This is a genomic window from Carnobacterium sp., from assembly GCF_040274425.1.
In genome coordinates this window covers 1-22,452 of sequence record NZ_JBEMBC010000044.1, presented here as the reverse complement: position 1 = coordinate 22,452, position 22,452 = coordinate 1, and the positions used below count along the sequence as shown (strand labels likewise).

The 22,452-nt window shown below is 33.1% G+C and carries 26 protein-coding genes; 19 read left to right on the top strand and 7 right to left on the bottom strand.

What is annotated here, in order from left to right; all coding sequences use genetic code 11:
• Positions 1 to 396: 396 nt before the first annotated feature.
• The 4 genes from ABS911_RS09440 to ABS911_RS09425 are packed head-to-tail and all read left to right on the top strand — an operon-like array spanning position 397 to position 2,618.
• On the top strand, positions 397 to 1,173 hold the full coding sequence (locus ABS911_RS09440) for a DUF2785 domain-containing protein (protein WP_350467360.1): 777 nt from the start codon (positions 397 to 399) through the stop codon (positions 1,171 to 1,173).
• A gap of 59 nt (positions 1,174 to 1,232) precedes the next feature.
• Positions 1,233 to 1,454 (top strand): hypothetical protein, encoded by a 222-nt coding sequence (locus ABS911_RS09435; protein ID WP_350467359.1) that lies wholly within the window; start codon positions 1,233 to 1,235, stop codon positions 1,452 to 1,454.
• Between the two features lie 46 nt (positions 1,455 to 1,500).
• Positions 1,501 to 2,121: a histidine phosphatase family protein gene (locus ABS911_RS09430; RefSeq protein WP_350467358.1), complete on the top strand. Its 621-nt coding sequence runs from the start codon at positions 1,501 to 1,503 to the stop codon at positions 2,119 to 2,121.
• 38 nt (positions 2,122 to 2,159) lie between these two features.
• On the top strand, positions 2,160 to 2,618 hold the full coding sequence (locus ABS911_RS09425) for an NUDIX hydrolase (RefSeq protein ID WP_350467357.1): 459 nt from the start codon (positions 2,160 to 2,162) through the stop codon (positions 2,616 to 2,618).
• Between the two features lie 15 nt (positions 2,619 to 2,633).
• On the opposite strand, the gene ABS911_RS09420 is transcribed toward ABS911_RS09425, so the two are convergent.
• Positions 2,634 to 3,068 carry a GNAT family N-acetyltransferase gene (locus ABS911_RS09420; protein WP_350467356.1) on the bottom strand — a complete coding sequence of 145 codons (435 nt, stop codon included), beginning with the start codon at positions 3,066 to 3,068 and terminating at the stop codon, positions 2,634 to 2,636.
• A 112-nt stretch (positions 3,069 to 3,180) separates the two neighbouring features.
• Between ABS911_RS09420 and ABS911_RS09415 the strand changes: the two genes are divergently transcribed.
• Both ABS911_RS09415 and ABS911_RS09410 read left to right on the top strand, forming a co-directional pair.
• A complete protein-coding gene (locus tag ABS911_RS09415; protein WP_350467355.1) occupies positions 3,181 to 3,795 on the top strand; it encodes an HAD-IA family hydrolase in 615 nt (204 codons plus the stop codon).
• Between the two features lie 117 nt (positions 3,796 to 3,912).
• Positions 3,913 to 4,797 (top strand): SDR family oxidoreductase, encoded by an 885-nt coding sequence (locus ABS911_RS09410; protein ID WP_350467354.1) that lies wholly within the window; start codon positions 3,913 to 3,915, stop codon positions 4,795 to 4,797.
• Positions 4,798 to 4,997: 200 nt separating this feature from the next.
• Here the strand turns inward: ABS911_RS09410 and ABS911_RS09405 are convergent, their stop codons facing one another.
• Together ABS911_RS09405 and ABS911_RS09400 are read right to left on the bottom strand one after the other, a co-directional pair.
• On the bottom strand, positions 4,998 to 5,741 hold the full coding sequence (locus ABS911_RS09405) for a hypothetical protein (RefSeq protein WP_350467353.1): 744 nt from the start codon (positions 5,739 to 5,741) through the stop codon (positions 4,998 to 5,000).
• Between the two features lie 210 nt (positions 5,742 to 5,951).
• Positions 5,952 to 6,833, bottom strand: a complete 882-nt coding sequence (locus ABS911_RS09400) for a hypothetical protein (protein WP_350467352.1) — start codon at positions 6,831 to 6,833, stop codon at positions 5,952 to 5,954.
• A gap of 383 nt (positions 6,834 to 7,216) precedes the next feature.
• Between ABS911_RS09400 and ABS911_RS09395 the strand changes: the two genes are divergently transcribed.
• Together ABS911_RS09395 and ABS911_RS09390 are read left to right on the top strand one after the other, a co-directional pair.
• A complete protein-coding gene (locus ABS911_RS09395) occupies positions 7,217 to 7,714 on the top strand; it encodes a GNAT family N-acetyltransferase (RefSeq protein WP_350467351.1) in 498 nt (165 codons plus the stop codon).
• Positions 7,715 to 7,900: 186 nt separating this feature from the next.
• Entirely contained in the window at positions 7,901 to 8,071 is a 171-nt protein-coding gene (locus tag ABS911_RS09390; protein ID WP_350467350.1) for a hypothetical protein, read from the top strand.
• A 435-nt stretch (positions 8,072 to 8,506) separates the two neighbouring features.
• Here the strand turns inward: ABS911_RS09390 and ABS911_RS09385 are convergent, their stop codons facing one another.
• Positions 8,507 to 8,698 (bottom strand): hypothetical protein, encoded by a 192-nt coding sequence (locus tag ABS911_RS09385; protein ID WP_350467349.1) that lies wholly within the window; start codon positions 8,696 to 8,698, stop codon positions 8,507 to 8,509.
• A 142-nt stretch (positions 8,699 to 8,840) separates the two neighbouring features.
• Here ABS911_RS09385 and ABS911_RS09380 point away from each other — a divergent pair, with 142 nt between their 5' ends.
• A complete protein-coding gene (locus tag ABS911_RS09380) occupies positions 8,841 to 9,320 on the top strand; it encodes a DUF5626 family protein (protein ID WP_350467348.1) in 480 nt (159 codons plus the stop codon).
• Between the two features lie 17 nt (positions 9,321 to 9,337).
• Here ABS911_RS09380 and ABS911_RS09375 read toward each other — a convergent pair whose 3' ends face one another.
• The gene (locus ABS911_RS09375; protein ID WP_350467347.1) at positions 9,338 to 9,853 is read right to left on the bottom strand and encodes a helix-turn-helix domain-containing protein; all 516 of its coding nucleotides are present in this window, start codon (positions 9,851 to 9,853) and stop codon (positions 9,338 to 9,340) included.
• Positions 9,854 to 10,159: 306 nt separating this feature from the next.
• On the opposite strand from ABS911_RS09375, the gene ABS911_RS09370 reads away from it, so the two are divergent.
• Complete coding sequence (locus ABS911_RS09370; RefSeq protein ID WP_350467346.1) at positions 10,160 to 10,702, top strand: DUF5067 domain-containing protein; 543 nt, start codon at positions 10,160 to 10,162, stop codon at positions 10,700 to 10,702.
• Between the two features lie 123 nt (positions 10,703 to 10,825).
• Here the strand turns inward: ABS911_RS09370 and ABS911_RS09365 are convergent, their stop codons facing one another.
• Entirely contained in the window at positions 10,826 to 11,197 is a 372-nt protein-coding gene (locus tag ABS911_RS09365; protein WP_350467345.1) for an iron chaperone, read from the bottom strand.
• Between the two features lie 322 nt (positions 11,198 to 11,519).
• Here ABS911_RS09365 and ABS911_RS09360 point away from each other — a divergent pair, with 322 nt between their 5' ends.
• The 9 genes from ABS911_RS09360 to ABS911_RS09320 all read left to right on the top strand — a co-directional run bounded on the left by ABS911_RS09360 (position 11,520) and on the right by ABS911_RS09320 (position 21,612).
• Positions 11,520 to 11,996: a DUF2975 domain-containing protein gene (locus tag ABS911_RS09360; RefSeq protein ID WP_350467344.1), complete on the top strand. Its 477-nt coding sequence runs from the start codon at positions 11,520 to 11,522 to the stop codon at positions 11,994 to 11,996.
• A gap of 15 nt (positions 11,997 to 12,011) precedes the next feature.
• The gene (locus ABS911_RS09355; RefSeq protein WP_350467343.1) at positions 12,012 to 12,224 is read left to right on the top strand and encodes a helix-turn-helix domain-containing protein; all 213 of its coding nucleotides are present in this window, start codon (positions 12,012 to 12,014) and stop codon (positions 12,222 to 12,224) included.
• A gap of 105 nt (positions 12,225 to 12,329) precedes the next feature.
• Positions 12,330 to 14,078, top strand: a complete 1,749-nt coding sequence (locus ABS911_RS09350) for a LytS/YhcK type 5TM receptor domain-containing protein (RefSeq protein ID WP_350467342.1) — start codon at positions 12,330 to 12,332, stop codon at positions 14,076 to 14,078.
• A 2-nt stretch (positions 14,079 to 14,080) separates the two neighbouring features.
• Complete coding sequence (locus ABS911_RS09345) at positions 14,081 to 14,806, top strand: LytTR family transcriptional regulator DNA-binding domain-containing protein (protein WP_350467341.1); 726 nt, start codon at positions 14,081 to 14,083, stop codon at positions 14,804 to 14,806.
• A 165-nt stretch (positions 14,807 to 14,971) separates the two neighbouring features.
• Positions 14,972 to 16,450, top strand: a complete 1,479-nt coding sequence (locus ABS911_RS09340) for a carbon starvation CstA family protein (RefSeq protein ID WP_350467340.1) — start codon at positions 14,972 to 14,974, stop codon at positions 16,448 to 16,450.
• A gap of 325 nt (positions 16,451 to 16,775) precedes the next feature.
• Positions 16,776 to 17,936, top strand: a complete 1,161-nt coding sequence (locus tag ABS911_RS09335; protein ID WP_350467339.1) for an ROK family transcriptional regulator — start codon at positions 16,776 to 16,778, stop codon at positions 17,934 to 17,936.
• A gap of 41 nt (positions 17,937 to 17,977) precedes the next feature.
• Complete coding sequence (locus ABS911_RS09330) at positions 17,978 to 19,156, top strand: GNAT family N-acetyltransferase (protein WP_350467338.1); 1,179 nt, start codon at positions 17,978 to 17,980, stop codon at positions 19,154 to 19,156.
• A gap of 27 nt (positions 19,157 to 19,183) precedes the next feature.
• Positions 19,184 to 20,284: a DUF871 domain-containing protein gene (locus ABS911_RS09325; protein WP_350467361.1), complete on the top strand. Its 1,101-nt coding sequence runs from the start codon at positions 19,184 to 19,186 to the stop codon at positions 20,282 to 20,284.
• A 53-nt stretch (positions 20,285 to 20,337) separates the two neighbouring features.
• A complete protein-coding gene (locus ABS911_RS09320) occupies positions 20,338 to 21,612 on the top strand; it encodes a PTS sugar transporter subunit IIC (RefSeq protein WP_350467337.1) in 1,275 nt (424 codons plus the stop codon).
• 108 nt (positions 21,613 to 21,720) lie between these two features.
• On the opposite strand, the gene ABS911_RS09315 is transcribed toward ABS911_RS09320, so the two are convergent.
• Positions 21,721 to 22,353, bottom strand: coding sequence for a DUF975 family protein (locus tag ABS911_RS09315; protein ID WP_350467336.1), 633 nt, complete (start codon positions 22,351 to 22,353; stop codon positions 21,721 to 21,723).
• Positions 22,354 to 22,452: the final 99 nt, after the last annotated feature.

The following is a 22,452-nucleotide window of genomic DNA, read 5'->3' as shown; positions in this document are numbered from 1 at the left end:
GGTTAACTCAAAACTGATTTACATTTGAGTAGACGTAATAAAGCCTAATTCGATTAACTCAGAACCGATTTTCATTTGAGTAGACACAATAAAGCCTAATTCGATTAACTCAAAACCGATTTTTATTTGAGTAGATGCAATAAGCCTTAATTCGACTAACGGAGACTAAAAATCCAGTTGAACTGATCAAATCTAAGTAGCAATACATAGGAATTTATTAAAAATAACGCAGAAATTAAATCTGTTAAAAATTAAAAAAACATTGTTCTTTTAAAATAAGATTAATATACTAAAATCATTAGAATACTATATTTTTAATTTAATTATTCTTTAATTCTAACTTATTTTATTTGTATTAGATATAAAAAGACAATGAATATTTTAAGGAGTGAGAAAATGCTAATTAAAAAATTGGAAGAGAAAAATTATGGTAATAGCGAGTGTCTTTTAAATGAGATGTTACTAAATATAGGCAATACCAACCACTATATTAGAGATAAATTAATCTATAATGCTTTTTTAGAAATGATTACTAAAGATTATTTAACCAAGGAACAATTGAAAAATTTATTTAATCAATTACTATCTAGTCAGTATTTATTGCATGGAATTGGATCTAAGAATAATGATTCGGTTTATAAACGTTCATTTTCAGCACTTGTTCTAGGACTTTTAATTAATAAAGACAAAGAACAGCAGTTTCTTGAAAAGAATCAAATTTCTTTTTTATTAGATACGACTTGTTTTTATCTTATAAATGAACAGGATAAGCGTGGTTTTACAGAAGATAAAGGTTGGGCACACTCGATTGCACATTGTGCTGATTTATTAGACGAGATTATTACTCATCCATCATTTAAACAAAGCATGTATGAAAAAGCGGTAGAAGCACTAGTTTTCTGTGTAAATAGTCCTTTTGTTTATGAAGATGATGAAATAGAAAGACTTTCAACTCCGTCTGCTGCTTTAATCAATCGCTATGGAATCACCCAGGAGTTTATCCATAGAATAGAGAGTTTAATTAATATTTTTTTATCAAAGAGAACCTATAGTCATTTAGATACTCGGATAATTAGTAACGTCCGTAATTACTTAAGAGCTGTGTATTTTAAAGTCAATTTAAAAGAAAATAAACAACTATTGGAAGGACACTTAGAGCGAATAATTACATAATAGAGTTATAATTTTTATCCTATACATTGAGTTTGAAATACTTAAAGGTGGGAATGTGTATGAGAACTGCTAAAAAATATGGTAAAAGACTTGTGAAATTGGTTAAACAGAATGGGTATTATTTAATAGCGTTAATTTATATGGTAATTGGTGCAGCTTATAGCTCTAGGTTGATTTTCAAATATGGTGAAGGAAATTTTTTACTATTCTATATGATTGGATTTTTGGTGCTGATTTTTCTTCTTAAACTGTTTTCTAAAAAATATAGACAAAAAAACTAGAAAATAAAAGATTTGTTTGCATGGTTAAAATATAGGAGGAGTAGAAGTGGGAGAGATTTATTTTGTTCGGCACGTTGAGTCAGATATTAGAGTTCATGATGAGTTTTCAAGACCATTAACTGAAAAAGGATTACAAGATAGAGCATTAGTTACCAATTATTTGAAAGATAAGAATATTCAATACATCTATTCTAGTCCTTATGTCAGAGCAGTTGATACAGTTAAAGAGTTATCTGAAATGCTTGCTATTGATGTAGCGTGTATTGAGGGCTTTAGAGAACGTAGTATTTCTAGTTGGGTTGAGGACTTTAATACTTTTAGTCAGAGACAGTGGGATGACTTTAACTACAGGTTATCTAGTGGAGAATGTCTAAGAGAAGTTCAATTAAGAAATGTAACAGCGTTAATGGAACTAGTGCAGTTACATCCAGAGGGAAATTGTGTTATTGGGAGTCATGGTACAGCTCTAAGTACAATTATCAATCATTTTAATCCTCATTTTGGTTTTGAAGACTTTTCAAAAATAAAAGGGTTAATGCCTTGGATTGTGAAAATTACGTTTATATATCAAGTTGCTATAAAAATAGAGTCTATTGATGTCTTTAAAAATAATGAAATAACAACTATCGGGTTGAGCAAACCTATTTTGACGAATAATTTTAAATGAATTTGGACCCATAAAAAGTAGTAGTAAGGAGATGCTGAGTGGATTACATACATTGGATCAGAAGTTATATTGGTAATCAAGAGATTATCTTAAATTTTTCAGGGGGAATCATAACAAATCAAAAAAATGAAATTTTACTGCAGTTAAGAAGCGATAAAAAATTGTGGGGCTTACCTGGTGGTGCTGTTGAAAAGGGCGAATCAGTTAAACAGACCGCAATCAGAGAAGTATTAGAAGAGACAGGCTTGCATGTGGAAATTGTATCGTTACTAGGTGTTTATTCCAATTATTTTGATACATATCCTAATGGAGATAAAGCTCAAACCATTACAACAATGTTTATTTTTAAACTAGTTGATGGCAACCTTTCTCACGAAAATAGTGAAACGTTAGACTTAGGATTTTTTTCTAGAACTAATCTACCAGAAATAGCCAATCAACAGCACAAAGACGCAATAAAAGATTACTTTTCTGGAAAAATAGGTTTTTATCGTTAGTTCAAATTGACGCTACTAAATAATTTTCAGAAATCTTTTTTGATTTTTGTCACTACTATAGCCAATAGACTCGTAAAATTTATGAGCGCCGAGTCTAGTTTCTCCAGAATTTAAGCGTACGGCAATTAAGTTACGTTCACTAGCTACTTGTTCGATTCTTTGCATTAATTGTTTTCCAATACCTCTTTGCTGATAGTTTTGATTAATTGCCAAAGCCAATACATTTAGCATAGGTTCAGAATAGAGCGCTTCATATAATTCGGCATGCACATAGCCTACAACTATCTCTTCCTCTTCAGCAACGAAAATAATATGATGGTCAGGGTTAATGAGTAACCTTTCCATCTGTTTTTTAGTAATTTCTATGGAAATGTCATATCCTAGAGAATCCGTATTAATTAAGTTGATTGCTTCAGCATCAGTCATCTGCATATCTCGAATTTGAATCATAATTGTCCTCTTTTCATAAAGAATGGTAATGTTATTTTAGCATAACAATTGTAAACATAAGTATTATCACTAAGATTTTTAAGGAAAATTATTCATGGGAGGAAAATAACATATGTTTAAACACGTAATTTGGGATTTTGATGGAACTCTTTTTGATACTTATCCAGTAATGGCAAAAATTTTTAAAGAATTACTGGAGAAAGAAGGAATAGAAGAGCCATTAGATGAAATTATACAATACATGCAAGTATCTATGTCATTTGCTTTAACATACTATGAGAAAAAGTATGCAATAAGCAATGATGTTATTGAGGGCTTTAAAATTCTACGGAAAACTAAAGGAATTGAATTAGCTAAACCATTTGAGGACATTGAAGATATCTGTAAATATATCCATTCAACGAATAGAAAAAACTATTTGTACACTCATAGAGGAAAGTCTGCAGTAGTATTGTTAAAAAAATATGGATTATATGATTATTTTTCTGACTTTATTACGTTTGATCAAGGATTTGAAAGAAAACCAAACCCTGAGGCACTAAATTATCTGATCAATGAGCATGCTATTCAACTTGATGAAGCCCTAATGATTGGAGATCGAGAGCTAGATCTATTAGCTGCAAAAAATGCTGGAGTCAGTGCTTGTTATTTTAACGAGAAAAAGGAAAAAAATAAATATGCTGATTACACAATTGGTCACTTTCAGCAATTGTATTCTATTATTTAGTTTTTTTTAAATATAAATTGTAAGTTAAGAATGCGTATTACTGGAAACGGTTTCCTTGTACCATTATACTTCTTAGTGAGTTAACCAAGCTATTAAATCTTTTAGGAGGAATAGTATATGGTACAAGAAACGTATTTGATTACAGGTGCAGGAACAGGATTTGGAAAAGGTATTGCTTTTGGTCTGGCTGAACAAGGGAAAAAAGTTATCGCCGGAGTCGAAACAATGTCTGAAGTATCCGCATTGTTAAATGAAGCAGAAGAAAAGAAAATTGAGATACAAGTTGAGAAATTGGATGTAACCAATCCAGCAGATAGAGAAAGAGCATGGACTTGGGATATTGATGTCCTCTTGAATAATGCTGGAATTTCAGAAGGCGGATCACTGGTAGATATACCAGAAGAACAATTACGCCGTCAATTTGAAGTGAATGTATTTGGACCAATGTTATTGACCCAAAAAATAGCTAAGACAATGGCAAAAAAACAACGCGGCAAAATCGTATTTATGTCTTCTGTTTCAGGGCTAATGGCAGATCCAATATCAGGCCCTTATGGTGGATCAAAATTCACATTAGAAGCCTTTTCCGAATCGCTAAGCAAAGAACTTCAGGAGTTTAATGTGCAAGTGGCAACTATCAATCCGGGACCATTCTTGACGGGATTCAATGATCGAGAATTCGAAGCATGGAGAACTTGGAGAGACAATCCAGAAGAGCGTCTATTTGATTACGAGCAGTTAGCATTTCCTTATGAGCAATTTGATCCCGAAGAAGTTATCAAAGAGTCCATTAAAGTGCTAACTGGAGAAACAAATGACTATCGAAATGTTATTCCTAAAGCAATGGGATCTATGGTTCAAAAGAGACAAAAAGAACTATGGGATAAAAAGACCGATGAAAATCTAGGTGAAAGACATGAGATGGTCCAAAAATCAATAGATATTGAACCGGCTACAACACCAACAAAAGGGATTGTAAACAAGATAAAAGATAAACTGTAAGCTTAACAAAAAAAGAATTGCCTTTATATGGCAATTCTTTTTTGTTTTTTTACCACCTTACTGTGGACTGTTTTCTGTTTGGTGAAAAATAATGGTTTGAATTTATGATTGATTCATCGAAACCACCATTTCTAAAGCATCTAATGGGACTCGAGTTGTTTTCAGTTGGTATATGATGTTATTCTCTTGCCAACGAATATCTACGTTAACTTCTTCTCCACCTTGTGGGTATTGTATATAAACGATACCTGATCTTTAGGAGCTGGAAGATAATGCTCTTCTAAATATTCTACTATTTTTTTTGCTATTCCAGGGTTATCCATTTGATCTTCGCTAACAGAACGGATAGAAAACAACCAGTTTCCTTCTTCCCAACTAAAGTATTGAGACCCAGCAGCGCCTTCTCCATACCCGGTAATCCCGTAGCCCAAATCAAAGCTGCCTTCCTCGTGTGGTTCTACTGATTTTCCATTTGAGAAGGTGTCCATTTCTTCACTTGCTAAAGCCGGATTTTCATAGACCGTTCCGGTGACTTCGGCTAATTCTCCTTGGACATCCGTATAACTAACGGTATAGTTATCTCCTTCATTGGTTATTAAATCTGCTGTAACCGAAGAAGGTTCCATGGATGGAAAAGTTGTTGGTAATAAGACAAGCTCAGGAATCATTTCGAATTCAGAAGATACATCAATAAGTTCGTTTGAAGGCGTTTCTTGACTTTCTTGATCAGTAGAAGAGCTAGTTGTTTCTTCGCTACTTGAACTGCTACTTGTTTCGGAAACTGCTGAACTGCTTTCGCTGCTAGTAGTGTCCATGCTTTCTACCTTTGATGATTCATTGATAGATGATGACGTGTCAGTTGTATCATCATTGTTTGAACATCCTATCAATATCATTCCACATAATCCTATTATTAAAAATTTGGGAATTGCCTTTTTTTTCATAAAAAGTCCTCCTTTGAAGTTAGTTTAAGGATAACGCTTTCTATATTTAAGGTAAACTAAATAGCCTTGTGAGTGCTGAAGATAGAGCGACTAAGTGTAAGTCATTGTTTACTTAATCAAAAAAAGTAAAAAAATATAGATTCTAAAAAACACGCCATTTAAAATAAATAGCGTGTTTTTTAGAATCTTATTAGCTTGTTGTCAATCGTTTTAATATAAAATTTCGGACTCTTCAATTTGCTTTTGAATCTCTTCTTTGTTATCTTCAAGTTTATTTTGCAGTTCCTTGATAGTTGTTCCGAGGTTTTCAAGCATTTCAATATTTCGTCCAATTTTGTCTTTGGTATCCCAATCAGAAAAAATATTATCAAAGAAAATGTCGAAAGTTTTACCCATACCACTAAATTTTTCATAGCTAAGGTAAGTATCTAAAGAAACATCTTTTAATTCCTTGGCATAACGTCCTAGGAGTTGTTCTAGTTGATTCATTTTAGCTTCAGCTTTATCAATTTTATCGTATTTCATCATATCAACGATAAAACTACTGTCTGTAAACATATCCCAGGTTGAAAAAGAATCAGCTGAATCTAAGTCATCTAACGCAATATCTATTCCATTTAAGACTCTTTCTCCAGCTGCAGATGCTTCCTCAAGTTCAATTAATTCTTGTTTAAGGTGAGCACGTCTGAATTCTTCATTACTAATTTTTTCGCGAAAATCACTATCTTGTCGGTATAAAAGTTCTTTTAACTGATTGAGTTCAGCAGTAGTTTGGTCAATAGCTGTTTGAATATCAGCTAATTCTTCTCTAGATTCTAACATTAATGCTAAAGATAAATCTAATTCCATTTTAGCGGTTAGTTGTTCCTGCATTTCTTTATCTAATTTTTTTTCGTAATTTCCAATTAATCGTTTCAAGAAAGTAGATAACGATTCAGTTTGTAATTTTTCAATGTCTTCGCTTTCTTTATCAAAGTTTGCTTTTGCAGACTCATATCGTATAGTATTTTCTTCAAATCTTATTTTTGAACTTTCTTCTTTTTTTAATAAGGATTTTAATTTTGCTTGTAAGGCTTCATATTTTTCTATCATTAAATCCACTCCTATGTACATTTTATTTAAAAACGATAAAAGCATCTTTCGAGTCTATTATGACTTAAGAGGATAATAATCTCAATAAATAAAAAGTCGATTTTAAATTTAAGGTTCAACTTTGACAGATTTTAATCATCTAATAGGAATTATCATAAAAATAGAGCAATAGTAAATTAACGAAAAATAAAAAAGAAAGAAATGGTTATAATTTGTTTTTATTATTAAGTATAGCGAAAAAAAGAATTAAAGACTAATTGGTATAATTTTTTTTTATACCTTGAAAAATGGGTTAAGGTTATTATTCAAATACTTTTTTAGAACTATCTTCAATGTAAGGGATAGTGATATACTAATCAAAATTAAGTTTTAAGGAGATATTTATGAAAATAAGAGAAGCCAAAATAGAAGATGCAGTAGAACTCTTAGAGGTTATAAAAAATGTAGAAGAATCTGGAAATATGTTATTTGAACCAGGAGAACGTACTATTTCTATCGAGGGTGTAAAACAGATGATTGGTAGACTAAACGAGTCTCCTAAAGGTGCACTATTAGTAGCCATTGAAAACCAATATTTATTAGGATATATGGTGGTGAAAGTTGATCATCCTAAAAGGGTTTCTCATAGAGCATACGTTGCAGTGGGTGTTCATAGTGAATTTCGCGGTAGGGGCGTGGGCACTGAATTATTTTATAAGCTCTTTGAATTAGCAGAACAACAGCAAATTCATCGATTAGAACTGACAGTTTTAACGACCAATGAAGCAGCGCTAAATCTCTATAAAAAAATGGGTTTTAAAATTGAAGGACTAAAGAAAGATTCACTCTGTATTAATGAGGAGTATGAAGATGAATTTTCTCTTTCGAAGTTGATAGGCTAAATTAATTAAAGAGGTTTTTAAGTCATTAATAGGGTGTAATTGTTATGAACATAGTTAGAAACTAATAACTTTTTAAAGTATAATTAAAATAACTTTAGTAATACGTTTTATCTTTTTAGTTCTCTATAATGAAATTGAATAGATAATTTGTCTTAATTATTAATTATCTAGGATAGGAGGAATTTTATGGAATTTTCAGATGTTCTTTTTCAAGTTTATGGAATAATGATTATTGCGTTTTGGCCGGTCGTTTTTATATTTTTTATCTACACCGTATTAAAATTTATAAAATTAACAAAAGAACGAAATAAGTACTTAAGTGAAATTAGCCAAGAACTAAAAAAATACAATAAATAACTATCCTAACCGAAAGTAACAGATTAGAATAGTGCATACTACATATAAAAAATAATTAAGTAGTGTATGACCAGATGGAGTTTTTCCCATCTGGTTTTTAGTTGATATTATCAGTAATTTAAAATTTTTACCTAACCGAAAAGATGCAGAGCAATTATGGATCGTATTTTACATTTAATTATCTTATTTAAAAATAATTAAATGGATCAAATAATTCAAACAAAAAGAACAAAAATGTTTCTTTGTAGGATTTTTTAAAAGATACTTTGTATCTGAGTGCTTTGTATATTGAAACTAATAAAGCTATTAGCATACATAACAAGGAATAACCAATAAGAAATATCAGTATATATAATAGTATTTCCATGGGGTTACTCCATTCTCTCGAAATTTCCTTTATTTTTTTTGTTCTTAAATTGTCCCCATTTAAAATAGCTACTCTTCAGTAATTTCTTTGAGGGTACTAATCGTTGCATAGACTGAAAAAATCAGTATAAATACTAAACTGCTCCATTCTTTAATACCTAATGCAGATAGAGTTGAATCATGCAGGAATGTAAATAGGTAGAGCAAATACCCGATATCTAAAAGAATGATGCCTACTACTTGTAGTCTATAAATACTCAAACTAAAACCTCCTATTTAGATTGACTTTTGACTGAATTTAACATAAATGATATAGGAATAATTATTTAAAAAAAAGCTTAAATATCACAATCATATCTGTTATATTATAGTTGTTATTAAAAAACTATCTGGAGGGATTTATTTGAAGAAATTAGTCTTTATTTTAGGTTGTTTTACTATTTTTTGTTTTGGTGCTAAAGATGTACAGGCTGCAGAGACAATAGCTCCAACTGAGAACACTGTCATTTATGATGTAGAACAGAGTGGATCACAGCAGTTTGAAGTTGAAAATGATTTAGGTGAAAGCTTCATTATTACCGTTGAAAAAGAACCACAATTTTCATTAGCAGCAAGTAGTGTTAGTAATGGTACATACAAAATTACAAAAGAACGGGCGTTACAATGGAAAGCAAGTTATAAAATTGATGTAAGCAACAATAAAATTACTCGAGCACACTCTAGTTCAGCAACTGCCTATACTGGAAGCTTTAAAAGTTTGCTTTTAAAAGTGGATAGTTCTACACAAGCTACTTATTATTTAAAACGAACAGTATTGGGTCTAGAATCTTCCATAAATTTAAGAGCTAAACTATCTGGAAGCAGTATTGCTGTTACTTATTAATTAAGTCAGACGTTAGTTTATTCGCCAAGATATTCAACAGTGGTTGTTCCCCATCCTAAGTAGTCTCCAACAATACTGTAAACAGCAAATGAATTAACGAATAAACAACAAGCACACGCTAAGTAAACAAACTTATACAGTGTGTTTGTTTTTTTATTTCGGTTGATCACAACTGGAGCCACAAGAAAACCTAATGGAGGAATCAAACATCCAATAAAAGCAATAGTTAACAATAGCAGTCCTTCATCTTTTTCAATAAATCCACGAATAAAATCTAACTTTTGGTGGTTTTCTTCAATTTTAATTTCATTTTCATGGATTTTATTCTTAAGTTTTTGATTTTCTTTAAGCAAATCGTCAATCGAAACTTCATAATAAACACTTAGTTTAACTAAATTGTCTAAATCTGGATAACCATTTCCGGTTTCCCATTTTGAAATAGATTGTCTAGAGATTTGTAAATGTTCAGCAACATCTCCTTGCGAAAATCCTTTGTTAACTCTACTTTCTTTCAAGCGTTCTCCTAAAGCCATATGTCGTTCTCCTTTTTGATTATTTTCTTCTATCATACCGAAAATAACGATTGTTGACTATCAACTATTGGTTGCTTTTAGCACCTATTGGTTTACATAGAGGATAAAGGAGAAAAAATATAGTTGTTAAGATGTAATTTCCTATTTACGGCTATGGGTTACTTAGCAAAATAGTTAAATCAGTAGCCATTTCCAGAATACTATAGTGATAAACAGTATTTATCTTATTTCATTATTATTTGTAGTTTATTCTTCATTTAACAAAAAAGATATATTGGTATAAAGCTAAAATGAGGAGAGGTAAAAATGAAAAGTAAATTTAAATTTGCTTTATTAATAGCGTTAGCGATGATAAGTGTAACGGCATGTAAAACTTCAAATGAGAGTTCCTCGAGTATGAGTTCCCAAGAGTCTGAAAGTATAGAAGAACTTATCGTACCCTATTATAAGGATGATGAATTAGTCACACTTGATGCAACGATTAAATTTCTTTCTTACGAAGTAAGGGATGATAAAGAAGGGAATCCAAGCCTTTTGCTATTGGCTGAATATACCAATCTTGCTGATGAAAAAAGGATACCCATACAAGATTTTTGGTATTTTACTGTTAGTCAAACGGTGGAACAAGAAGAAGTCTTTTTAGAAGAACAAGCAGTTATTTCAGAAAAAACTGCTAAGGATAGCAAGTATAGCCATACATTAGGCAATAAGGTATCAGAGGTTGATCCTGGAGAAACCGTTGAATTTATTTATTCCTTAAAATTAGAAAATACTAACCCAGTTAAACTGACTATGATGTCCTTAGTAGATGAGCATATAATAGGAGAAAAGATATTAAACTTAGAATAATTGATTATTTCAGAATAAATCTACTACACATTTTTAGTTATTCTTGATAAAGTTATATGCTTAATAACTTTGGCTAGATGGTTTGAAAACAAATAAAAACCCGTAGAAAATTTCTAGGGGTTTTTATTTACGCCAAAAAGTTGAACAATCTGCTTTATCTGAAATATTAAATTCGATTATTTTTTCAAGTAATGCGAAATCTATCGGACTGTCCCACTGAATACGGAAAATTTCCTTAGTGGGATTATAGCCGGCTTGTACAATTTCATTAGAAAATTGACGTATCCCTGCCTTTTCAGGAGCAACAGACATATGTTGTTTGGCTACACTAAATCCAATAATAAATGTTTCATGATCCGTAAACATAGGCTGATTCCATGCTACTCTTGGTTTCAAGATTGGGAAAGTTTTTGCTACCCAATTCAGTACTTCTTCTGTTCGATCTCGATGTTCAATAGTATCAATTTTTGATAAATAATCTGAAAATGCCTCCACCTTATCCCTCCTAAAATAAATATCATTTAGAATTGTTGTTTAATTGTAGTTATGAGTAATTATTATGTAAAATAAATTTAAGATGAATACCGCTTACCTAATTCTTACTTTAACTATATATTTCGCAATCTAAATAGTCAAATTTCTATTATGAGCCGCTGATTACTTGAAACTAGTAGTTATTTGTAAAAAAGCCTATTAGTTTTGGCAGATTAAAAAATTACTAAACAACTTAAATATATCCCAAAATGATATTTATTTATTGTTAAACGATAATTAAGATGCTAAAATAAAGTTATATTAAGTAAGGGAGGTTTTATTTATGAAACGGGGTACAACAGTTTTTTTAAAAGCAGCATTAATTTTAATAGGTCTTCCTGTTTTTGTGTTGAGTATAGTTGGATTTATTTGGTTAACGAGTAATCCAGCAAATCCAGATTATGATCAGTTACTTTATCCTATTATAATTGGTATGTATATATCTGCCATACCGTTTTTCATTGCTTTATATCAAGCTTTTAAATTGTTAAATCATATTGATATGAACCAAGCGTTCTCTGATCTATCGGTTAAAGCGCTTAAAAATATTAAGTTTTGTGCTTTAATAATCTGTGGTTTATATGTGGTGATGCTGCCATTTGTTTTTGGTGTAGCACAAATGGATGATGCGCCTGGGCTTGTTTTAGTCGGAATGGTTCCAGTCTTTGCATCTTTTGTTATCACAGTGTTTGCAGCAGTTCTTCAAAGACTTTTAGAAGAAGCCATTGATATAAAAAAAGAAAATGATTTAATAGTCTGATCCGAGGTGAGTAATATGGCAATTATAATTAATGTTGACGTGATGTTGGCTAAACGTAAAATGAGCGTAACAGAGCTTTCGAATAAGGTAGGTATTACAATGGCTAATCTTTCTATATTGAAAAATGGAAAAGCGAAAGCTATTCGATTTTCAACGTTAGAGGCGATCTGTAAAGCATTAGATTGCCAGCCAGGAGATATTTTAGAATATAAAAATGATGAACAATAAAATAAATAGAGCTTTACATCAAGTGATGTAGAGCTCTATTTATTTGTGTGCATAACTAGTTTTTGTAAGGTAAACTAAAGGTATCAAACTATAGGAAGTGAAAAGATGTTCAACTTATTTATTTTAATGCTTGAACGTGGCGGATTAATTATTATTTTGGCATATATTTTAATGAATATCCCTTATTTTAAAAATCTTTTAGGAAATCGAAGAAGAGCAAGTACGATGGTTCAGCTGATTGTAGTATTCGGAATATTTGCTATTATTTCTAATTTTACCGGTATAGAAATTGACGGAAATCAAATTATGATTGATCAACCATTTACTGATTTATCCACTCATTCTTCGCTGGCTAATACTCGTGTATTGACGATTGGTGTTTCAGGATTGATAGGAGGACCGATTATCGGTATGAGTGTGGGCATTATTTCAGGAGCGATCCGCTATTTTCAAGGTGGCATGGATGCTTATATTTATGTGATTTCTTCTATTTTAGTTGGATTATTTTCCGGGTTATATGGCTTGAAATCTATTCGGAAAAACACTTATCCAAAAATTGGAGAAGGTCTCGCCATTGGGGCAGCGATGGAAGCTGTTCAAATGGTTTGTATTATTTTATTAAGTACACAATTTCAAGAATCACTAGCGCTAGTACAGTTTATAATCTTGCCAATGGTATTGACGAATAGTATTGGAACGGGAATTTTCTTATCCATTATTGATTCAACGTTGCGTCAGGAAGAACAAACAAGAGCAGTCCAAACGCATGATGTTTTCCAACTAGCCAATGAAACGATGCCTTATTTTCGTTCGGGCATGAATGAAGAATCTTGCACACAAGCAGCAAAAATCATTCAAAAGCTGATTAAAGTTTCTGCCGTAAGTATAACCAACCAAGATAGTATATTGGCACATGTTGGCGCAGCTAGTGACCATCATTTTCCGTCAAAAAAAATAGTGACCAATTTATCTAAAGAAGTTTTGCGAACGGGAGAAATCAAAGAAGCACATTCCCATGAAGAAATCGGGTGCAATCATACTGGCTGCCCATTAGAAGCAGCAATCGTTATTCCGTTAAAGTCAAAGGAAAAAACGATTGGAACGTTAAAGTTGTATTTCACTGACGCCTCAAAACTGACCTTTGTTGAAAGACAATTGGCTGAAGGCTTGGCCACTATATTTTCCAGCCAAATTGAACTTGGCGAAATGGAATTACAAAGTCAGCTCTTACAAGACGCAGAAATAAAATCGCTGCAAGCTCAAGTAAATCCGCATTTTTTCTTTAATACTATTAATACCATTTCTGCGCTGATCCGTGTAGATAGCGAAAAAGCTCGTGAAATGTTGTTACAACTGAGTACTTTTTTTCGATCAAATTTACAAGGAGCCAGAACGAATGTGATCCCTTTAGAAAAAGAACTCCTTCAAGTGGAAGCTTATATGAACTTGGAACAAGCGCGTTTTCCAGACCGTTATCAAGTCGAATTGAACATAGAAGATGGATTAAAGGATATCTTGTTGCCTCCGTTTGTGATTCAGATTTTGGTAGAAAATGCCTTTAAACATGCCTTTAAAAACCGAAAAGTGGATAATCTAGTCCAAGTAACGGTCAATAAGATGGATCAGGACATTCTCGTAAGTGTAAAAGATAATGGATATGGGATAGAAGAGGATAGGATGGGAAAATTAGGTAAAGAAAATGTTCCATCTGAAAAAGGAACCGGCTCAGCTTTAGAGAATTTAAATAAGCGTCTGATCAGTTTATTTGGGGATAAAGCTCAATTGAACTTCGAGTCTTCAAAGCAAGGAACCGTTGTTTTTTGTAAGATACCTTATCAAGGAAAGGATGAATAAGCATGCATACCCTAATAGTGGATGATGAACCCTTAGCAAGAAATGAGTTGGCGTATTTATTGGAACGTTGCGAAGGGATTGCATCTGTTGTTGAAGCGGAATCGATTGAAGAAGCTTTAGAAAAAATGCTACAATATGAAATTGACTTGATTTTCTTAGATATTCATTTGACCAGTGAAAGTGGACTGACGTTAGCGAATAAAATTAATCAATTAAAAAATCCGCCAATGGTTATCTTTGCGACAGCTTATGATGAATATGCGATCAAGGCATTTGAATTAAATGCAACGGACTATGTCTTAAAACCATTTGAATGGCCTCGAATTCAGGATGCTGTGCAAAAAGCGTGGGCTAGTTATAAAAAAGAACAAGTTCATTTGCAGGAGAATAAGCCAGAATTTTTGAAGACGATTCCTATTCAAATGGACGAACGCATTTATATTGTTAAAATTGAAGACATTATTGCGATTGCTGTGGATAATGGCATCACAACTATTTATACTATCGAGAGAGAGTATACTACAAATGAACCGTTAAATGCCTATGAAGAAAAAGTAAAAGGACATGCCTTTTTACGTGTGCATCGTTCTTATCTGCTTAACGTAAAAGAAATCCTAGAAATACAACCGTGGTTTAACCACACGTTTCTTGTTACTATGAGTAATCAAGTAAAGATCCCGGTAAGCAGACACTATATGAAGCAATTTAAAGAAGAAGTAGGATTGTAATGGCTCATCAATCAAATGAATTTGAGAACTGCAGGCGAGCATGTTAGCCTGCAGTTTTGCTATGTCAGCTTGAATTGAATCTTAAGCCTCACTTTTTATAGTACAGTAGGGCTATTAAAAAAAGTGGTAACTTTTTTATTTAATACTATAAGGAGGTAGGAAAGCATGATTACATTGTTGGGTGGTATCGCGTTATTAATTTTAGGTTATTTTGTTTATGGAAAGTATATTGAAAAGAATTTTGGGATTGATCCGGATCGTACAACACCTGCAGAAGCGTTAAGGGACGGATATGATTTTATTCCGATGTCTAAATCAAAAAATGCTATTATTCAATTATTAAATATTGCAGGAACAGGACCTATTTTTGGTCCGATAATGGGAGCGCTTTACGGACCAGTTGCTTACATTTGGATTATCGTAGGCTGTATTCTAGGAGGGGCCGTACATGACTATATGCTAGGTATGATTTCTTTACGAAATGATGGCGCCCATTTACCAGAATTAGCTAGTAAATACTTAGGAAAACCAGTAAAACATGTCGTGAATATTTTCTCTATGTTGCTTTTGATGTTAGTTGGTACTGTTTTTGTTACTTCACCAGCTAACTTGATTGAAAGTATTACTCCCGATTGGTTAACATTAGGAGTAATTATTGGATTGATTTTTGTTTATTATCTAGTTTCAACCATTTTACCAATCGATAAAGCGATGGGAGCTGTTTACCCTTACTTTGGTGCTATTTTAATTATCAGCACACTAGCTATTGGATTGAGTTTGATTTTTGGCGGACACACCATTCCGAACTTAACACCAGGCACGATGCAAAATTTCAATCCAGAAGGTACACCAATTTTTCCTGCTTTATTCTTTACCATTTCTTGTGGAGCTTTATCTGGTTTCCACGCTACGCAAGCGCCAATGGTTTCTAGAACATCTAAAAATGAAAAAGAAGGACGCTTTACTTTTTATGGCATGATGATCGCTGAGGGTGTAATTGCAATGATTTGGGCAGCAGCTTCTATGTCTTTATTTGATGGACAGACACTCAGCCAAATGATCAATAATGGAACGCCTTCACTTGTAGTCAACCAAGTATCTTACATGCTACTAGGCAGTGTGTTTGGGACAGTTGCGATTATAGGGGTAATTGTGTTGCCGATTTCTTCAGGACTTTCTGCATTTAGAAGTTTACGGACAATAACAGCAGATTACTTGCATATTAAACAAGATACACTGAAAAAAGTATTGATGGTAACCATTCCTTTATATATTATTTCATTAATTCTAACGCAAGTTGATTTTAATATTTTATGGAGATATTTCAACTGGGCAAATCAAGTTACGGCAGTAATCTCTTTATTGGTCTCAACACGTTACTTGTATTTGAAAAATAAAAATTATTTTGTGACTCTTCTTCCCGGAATATTCATGCTCTATGCTTGTGTGGTTTATATATTCAGTGAACCAATTGGATTGGGAATGGGTTTGAGCACATTAACGTATATCTTAAGTTCAATCTTAACACTTGGTATAATGGTCCTTTATTGGGAAACCGGTAAAAAACAAAAAAGAGATTTGGATCCATCAGATGAATTGTTGAACGATCAATTGCCAATAGGTACATTTTCATCACATAATTAATAAATTTAGGTGTGAAAAAAATGATTGGACTATAAAAAATATAAATACCACTAAATAAAATCAGCACAAAAAATACACACTAAATCCAGTGTGTATTTTTTGTTTTTATTTGTGTAAATGTTGAAACTCACTTATAACAACGTTTTCACTGCAAAAGTGTTGGCACAAAATTTGCTTTATATACAATGTAGAGACAAATAATAACAATAGAATTAGAAATTTTGAAGAAGCATTCAATGTAAAATAATTTTTTTTATTCACTTAGTTAATTAAATTAATTAAGTTGGATAAAAATGGTTGGATTTTATTGTAAAGGTGGGAAGAGATGGTTCGAGGGACGTTTAAACTGATGAAGTCCGTTAATAAATCAACAATTTTAAATAAGATTAGACAGTCTGGTCCTATATCTAGAGCTGAGATTGCAAAAGTCACAGGGATAACACCACCAACTGTCAGTAGTATTGTGAAGGAACTAATGGATGAACAGTTAGTGGCAGAAAGTATTTTAGGAGCATCTCAAGGTGGAAGAAAACCAACGATGCTGTTGTTGAATAGAAACGAACATTATGTAATTGGAGTAGACGCTGGTTCTGATTCAATAAAAGCATGTGTGAGTGATTTGGTTGGAACGATTCTAGTACGATCAGAATTACCGATTCAATCACATACGACCATAGATAGTTTCCTAGCTGTACTGATTCAAGCCATTCAACTTGTTATCAAGGATATGGGAGCCGAGGGAGATAAAATAAAAGGCATCGGAATTGCAATGCATGGAGTAGTGGAAGTTGCTACAGGAACTTCTTTATATTCAGCCAATTCTGGATTGAGAAATGTGCATATAAAAGAAGTGTTGGAAGAAACTTTTGATCTTCAAGTCATCGTTGAAAACAATTCGCGGGCAATGGCGTTAGGCGAATATTGGTTTGGCAATTATGGAACATTAAAGTCGTTTGCTACTATAAATATTGGCCGTGGGGTAGGTTCAGGGATCATTGAGAATGGAAACTTACGTTATGGAGCACAAGACATTGCAGGTGAAATTGGGCATATGACGATTTCGTTAGATGGAGAAAAATGCAGTTGTGGTAATCTGGGTTGTTTTGAAACATTTGTAACTGGGGATGCGATTGTTCGCAGAGCAAAAAAACAACTAGTAGATGCACCAGACGACCTGACTGGAGAGAAAGTTTATGAATACGCTTTAAGTGGACAAAAAGCGTATCAAAAAATATTAGAAGAAACAGGAACCTTGATTGGAATTGGTATTGTTAACTTGATTCATTCTGTGAATCCAGAAAAAATTGTTATCGGTGGAGGTGTGATGAAAAGCCATGAGTTTTTGATGCCCAGTATCATGGCCACTATTCAACAACGAGCCTTAACAGAACAAGCAAGGAAGAATACATTGATCACATTGTCTAGAGTAGGAGATGATGCAACCGTTTTAGGAGCAGCAGCACTATTATTGACGAAGTTATTCTAAACTAGCTTATTAAGAGAAACCGTAAATAGTGGAGGTGTAAGATGATTACTTATCAAATCGTTCAATCAAACGATTATAAAAAAGTCCTCAAACTGAAAAATTATTGTTTTCGTCCAGCATACGAAGGCAAGCGATTAGAGGATTTTATGCATTGGGTCAACGTCAGTACCATTCAAGGAGCTTTTGACAAGAAAGAACTCGTTTCGCAATTAATTATTTTACCGCTTCAGATGACTGTTTTCGGAGTTCCTTATAATATGGGAGGAATTGGTTTTGTATCAACGTATCCTGAATACCGAAATGCAGGCATCATGAAGCAAGTATTATTACGCTCATTAGAGACAATGCGTGAAAGAGGGCAACTGTTATCGGTATTAAGTCCTTTTTCTGTTTCATTTTATCGTCATTTCGGCTGGGAATTATTTTTTGATAAAGTGCAGTATGAATTGCCAGCTCAGCAATTGGTTCCCTCAGGAAAAACAACAGGGAACATTCATCGATTTGACGAATTAGATCCAGATTTTGATCATTGGTTCAGTAAGATAAAAACATTTTACAATGAACAAATCGCTATTCAAAATGGGCGAATGATTCGCGAAGATGATTGGTGGCAACGCTTGTTAAATCGTACATCTGGTAATTCTTTTGCTGTATATACAGACGACTTTGGAAAGGTTATGGGATACATTCGTTATACCATTCAAAACTTAACATTGGAACTGTTAGATTTTAATGCCATAAGTTATGAAAGCCAACAGAATCTGTGGCAATTCATTCAATCACATACAGCGGAAGTTGAAAAAATTATTGGAGAAGCTTCAAATCAGGAGTCGTTTGGAACCGCTTTTTTAAACCCACAGTTTCAACAGAAAATTGTACAAGATAAAATGATTCGAATTGTCGACGTGGAACGCTTTTTGCAATCCTTTCCTTTTCGTAAGATCGATGAGCCGCTTTATCTGAGTGTTCAAGATAAGCAAGCAGAATGGAACAATCAAATCTTTAAAATTGAGCAAGAAGGACAAGTAACGATTGTTAAAACACCAAAAAATGAAGAAACGTTAACAATGGATATTGGAAAACTATCTGCCTTGATGATTGGTTACCATTCGCTAGATTGGTATGTTTTCCGTAAAGAGGCAGAGGGATCGGATAAGACTATCAATCAATGGAGTAATGCTTTGCCAAAAGGTTATCCAAGCTTTTATGATTATTTTTAAGTTGAAAAAAAAGGAGCAGAATAAATGATGAGAAAGTTAGGAATTTCAGTTTACCCAAATCACAGTAATTTAGCAGATATTAAAGAATATATAAAGCTGGCTTCTAGCTATGGATTTAAGCGTATTTTTAGTTGCTTGTTATCCGTTGAAGGAGATAAACAAACCGTCGTGGATGAGTTCGCTGAAATGATCAGCTTTGCCATGGAATATGGTATGGAAGTCATTGTCGATGTTAGTCCTTCTGTCTTTAACGATCTTGGCATCAGTTACGACGATTTGACATTTTTTAAAGAAATCGGAGCAGATGGTATTCGTCTAGACTTGGGCTTTACAGGGAATGAAGAATCAATCATGACGTTTAATCCACAAGAGTTAAAAATCGAATTGAATATTAGTAATGGTACTCGTTATTTAGAAAATATTTTGAGTTATCAAGCTAATGCCGAAAATTTATTAGGGTGCCATAACTTCTATCCGCATCGTTACACCGGTCTAAGTTATGACCATTTTATTGAGACATCTAAGCAATACAAAAATAATGGCATTCGAACAGCAGCGTTTGTTAGTTCGCAAAAAGCAACTATTGGTCCTTGGCCAGTCAGTGAAGGATTATGTACTCTAGAAATGCATCGTGAGTGGCCGATAGCCGTTCAAGCTAAACATCTTTGGGCAACAGATGTCATCGATGATGTGATTATTGGCAATGCTTTTGCTTCTGAAGAGGAATTAAAAGCCTTAAGTACAATTGATCCTTATCAACTGACACTAAATGTTGAATTAGTTGAAGATATTCCAGAAACAGAACGGAAAATTGTGTTGGAAGAATTTCATTTCAACCGTGGAGATGTATCGGATTATGTCATTCGCTCCACACAAAGTCGCGTCAAATATAACGGTGTCAATTTCCCGGTATTTAATACCCCAAGTATTATTGAAAGGGGGGATATCATTATTGAAAGTTCGCTTTACGAACGTTATGCCGGAGAATTGCAACTAGCGCGATTGCCAATGCAGAATTCAGGTAAATCAAATGTCGTTGGGCGAGTAGTGGAAAGTGAAATGGTATTATTGGACTTGATTAAGCCATGGCAGAAATTTAAATTCCAAATTTTACCAAAAGTTAGATAAAGGACTTATTGTTTTAAATAAACTATTAAAAGATACATAAGGAGGAATTATTAATGAACGGTTTTATTGAATTTATGGAAACACACTTTATTCCACGCGCTTCAAAAATTGGTGCACAACGTCATTTAGTAGCAATTCGAGATTCTTTTATTGTTACAATGCCCTTAATGATTTTAGGATCATTAGTAGTCTTGATCAACAACTTACCTATCCCAGCTTATCAAAATTTTATGAATAATATTTTTGGCGAAGAATTATGGAAATCTTTTGGAGGAAATGTCTGGAATGGAACATTTGGTATTTTATCCGTCCTAGTTGCATTCCTAGTTGCGCACAACTTAGCCAAAGATTATGATAAAGACGGCGTAGCTGCCGGAGTTGTATCTGTAGCGTCTTTCTTCGCATTAGGTGGATTAACAGGGATGTCTTCAAATGGATTATTCATTGCTTTGATCGTAGGGTTGGTTTCTGCTGAGATCTTCTCACGTTTGTCAGGAAATGATAAATTGGTTGTCACAATGCCAGAAGGTGTTCCTCCAGCAGTGGCTAAATCATTTGCAGCTTTATTGCCAGCCATGATCACGATCAGTATATTTGGTTTGATTTGTACGATCTTTATTGGATTTGGTGTAACAGATATTGTAACTTCATTTTATGATTTAGTTCAACAACCATTTATGGGATTAGCGAATACATTACCTTCAGCTCTTCTGTTGGCTTTCATCACGCCGTTTCTATGGTTCTTTGGACTACATGGTGCTAATATGATTGAACCTTTGATGCAAACGATTAATGCACCAGCCATTGAAGCAAATATGGCAGCTGTGACAAATGGAGATGTTGCACCTTATATTGTTAATAAACCATTCTTTGATTCTTTTGTTAACTTAGGTGGAACAGGAGCAACATTGGGTCTGATTATTGCAATTTTTATTTTTGCTCGTCGCAATAAAGCTTATAAAGTTATAACGGGTTTAAGTACGGCTCCGGGAATTTTTAATATCAATGAGCCTATGATGTTTGGGTTACCAATTGTATTGAATCCAATTCTGTTCATTCCATTTATCTTAACACCAGTTGTTTTGGTTCTCGTAGCTTATACAGCAACGAAGATTGGATTGGTTCCGGCAGCAGTAACCATGCCACCATGGGTAACTCCTCCGATTATTGGTGGGGTCTTGGCTACACAGAGTATTGCAGGCGGGGTATTAGCTGCAGTCAATTTAGTTATTTCTGTTGTTATCTACGCACCGTTCGTTAAAATAGCAGATATTCAAGCTACAAAAAAAGCTGAGGAAGCTCAAGCTGAAGAAAATTCAGTTGTTTAACCAATAACTAAAGTTAAAGTATAATCAAACTAAAAAGAGCTAAACCTCCGTTTTAAGGAAGTTTAGCTCTTTTTAGTTTGCAATAAAACAGTAATAAATATTTAGCTTTTATGTCATAGAAAATTTGACATTTGATAATAGTTTAATGCGTTCCTCATAGAATTTAGCATAAGTTGTTCGCTTGTAGGGTGTTAACCAGATATAAGGTATGCCAAATGTGAATAACGCTAAGATGTCCCAAAGAAGAAACGATAGATCTAGAATAAACCATTCCATCTTGAATCCTTCCATTAATTCTTCGCTTCTATAAAGAGCATCTCTGTAACTTAGTTCTTCATTGTCTACCAATAAGTATGAGACTAGAGAATAGGAATAGCTTTTATATATGCCAGGTATGATTAAGAAAAGCGACCAAAATAAGATTGAAATTTCTCTTAACCACATGGTCAATATGTATCGTATGCCATGGTTTTTAACGGTTTCTAACACGTCTTTTTGAAAAGAAAACTGTTGATTCCGACTAAATCTTAAAATCCCTTTATCAATGAAAGGAGAAAGAGAAGAAGTAAGGATACCAATAATTATTGAACTAATAAAACTAAGAAGTAAATTTGAATTATCTGTTTCTTGTAATGTTCCATAAACATCAAGTGCAATTGGAATACTGGTTAGTAATACTATCGTTAAAAAGTTTTGTTTTAAGGTTCCTCGTGCAAATTTTTTTATGTATTTTCTGTCCAAATAAATCCCCCATTGTCTCTATTTGATATGCTCCCAATATAGTAGACAGTAGAAATAATAAAAATTCTACTTTACTATACTGGGGGTATTTTTTTGCGT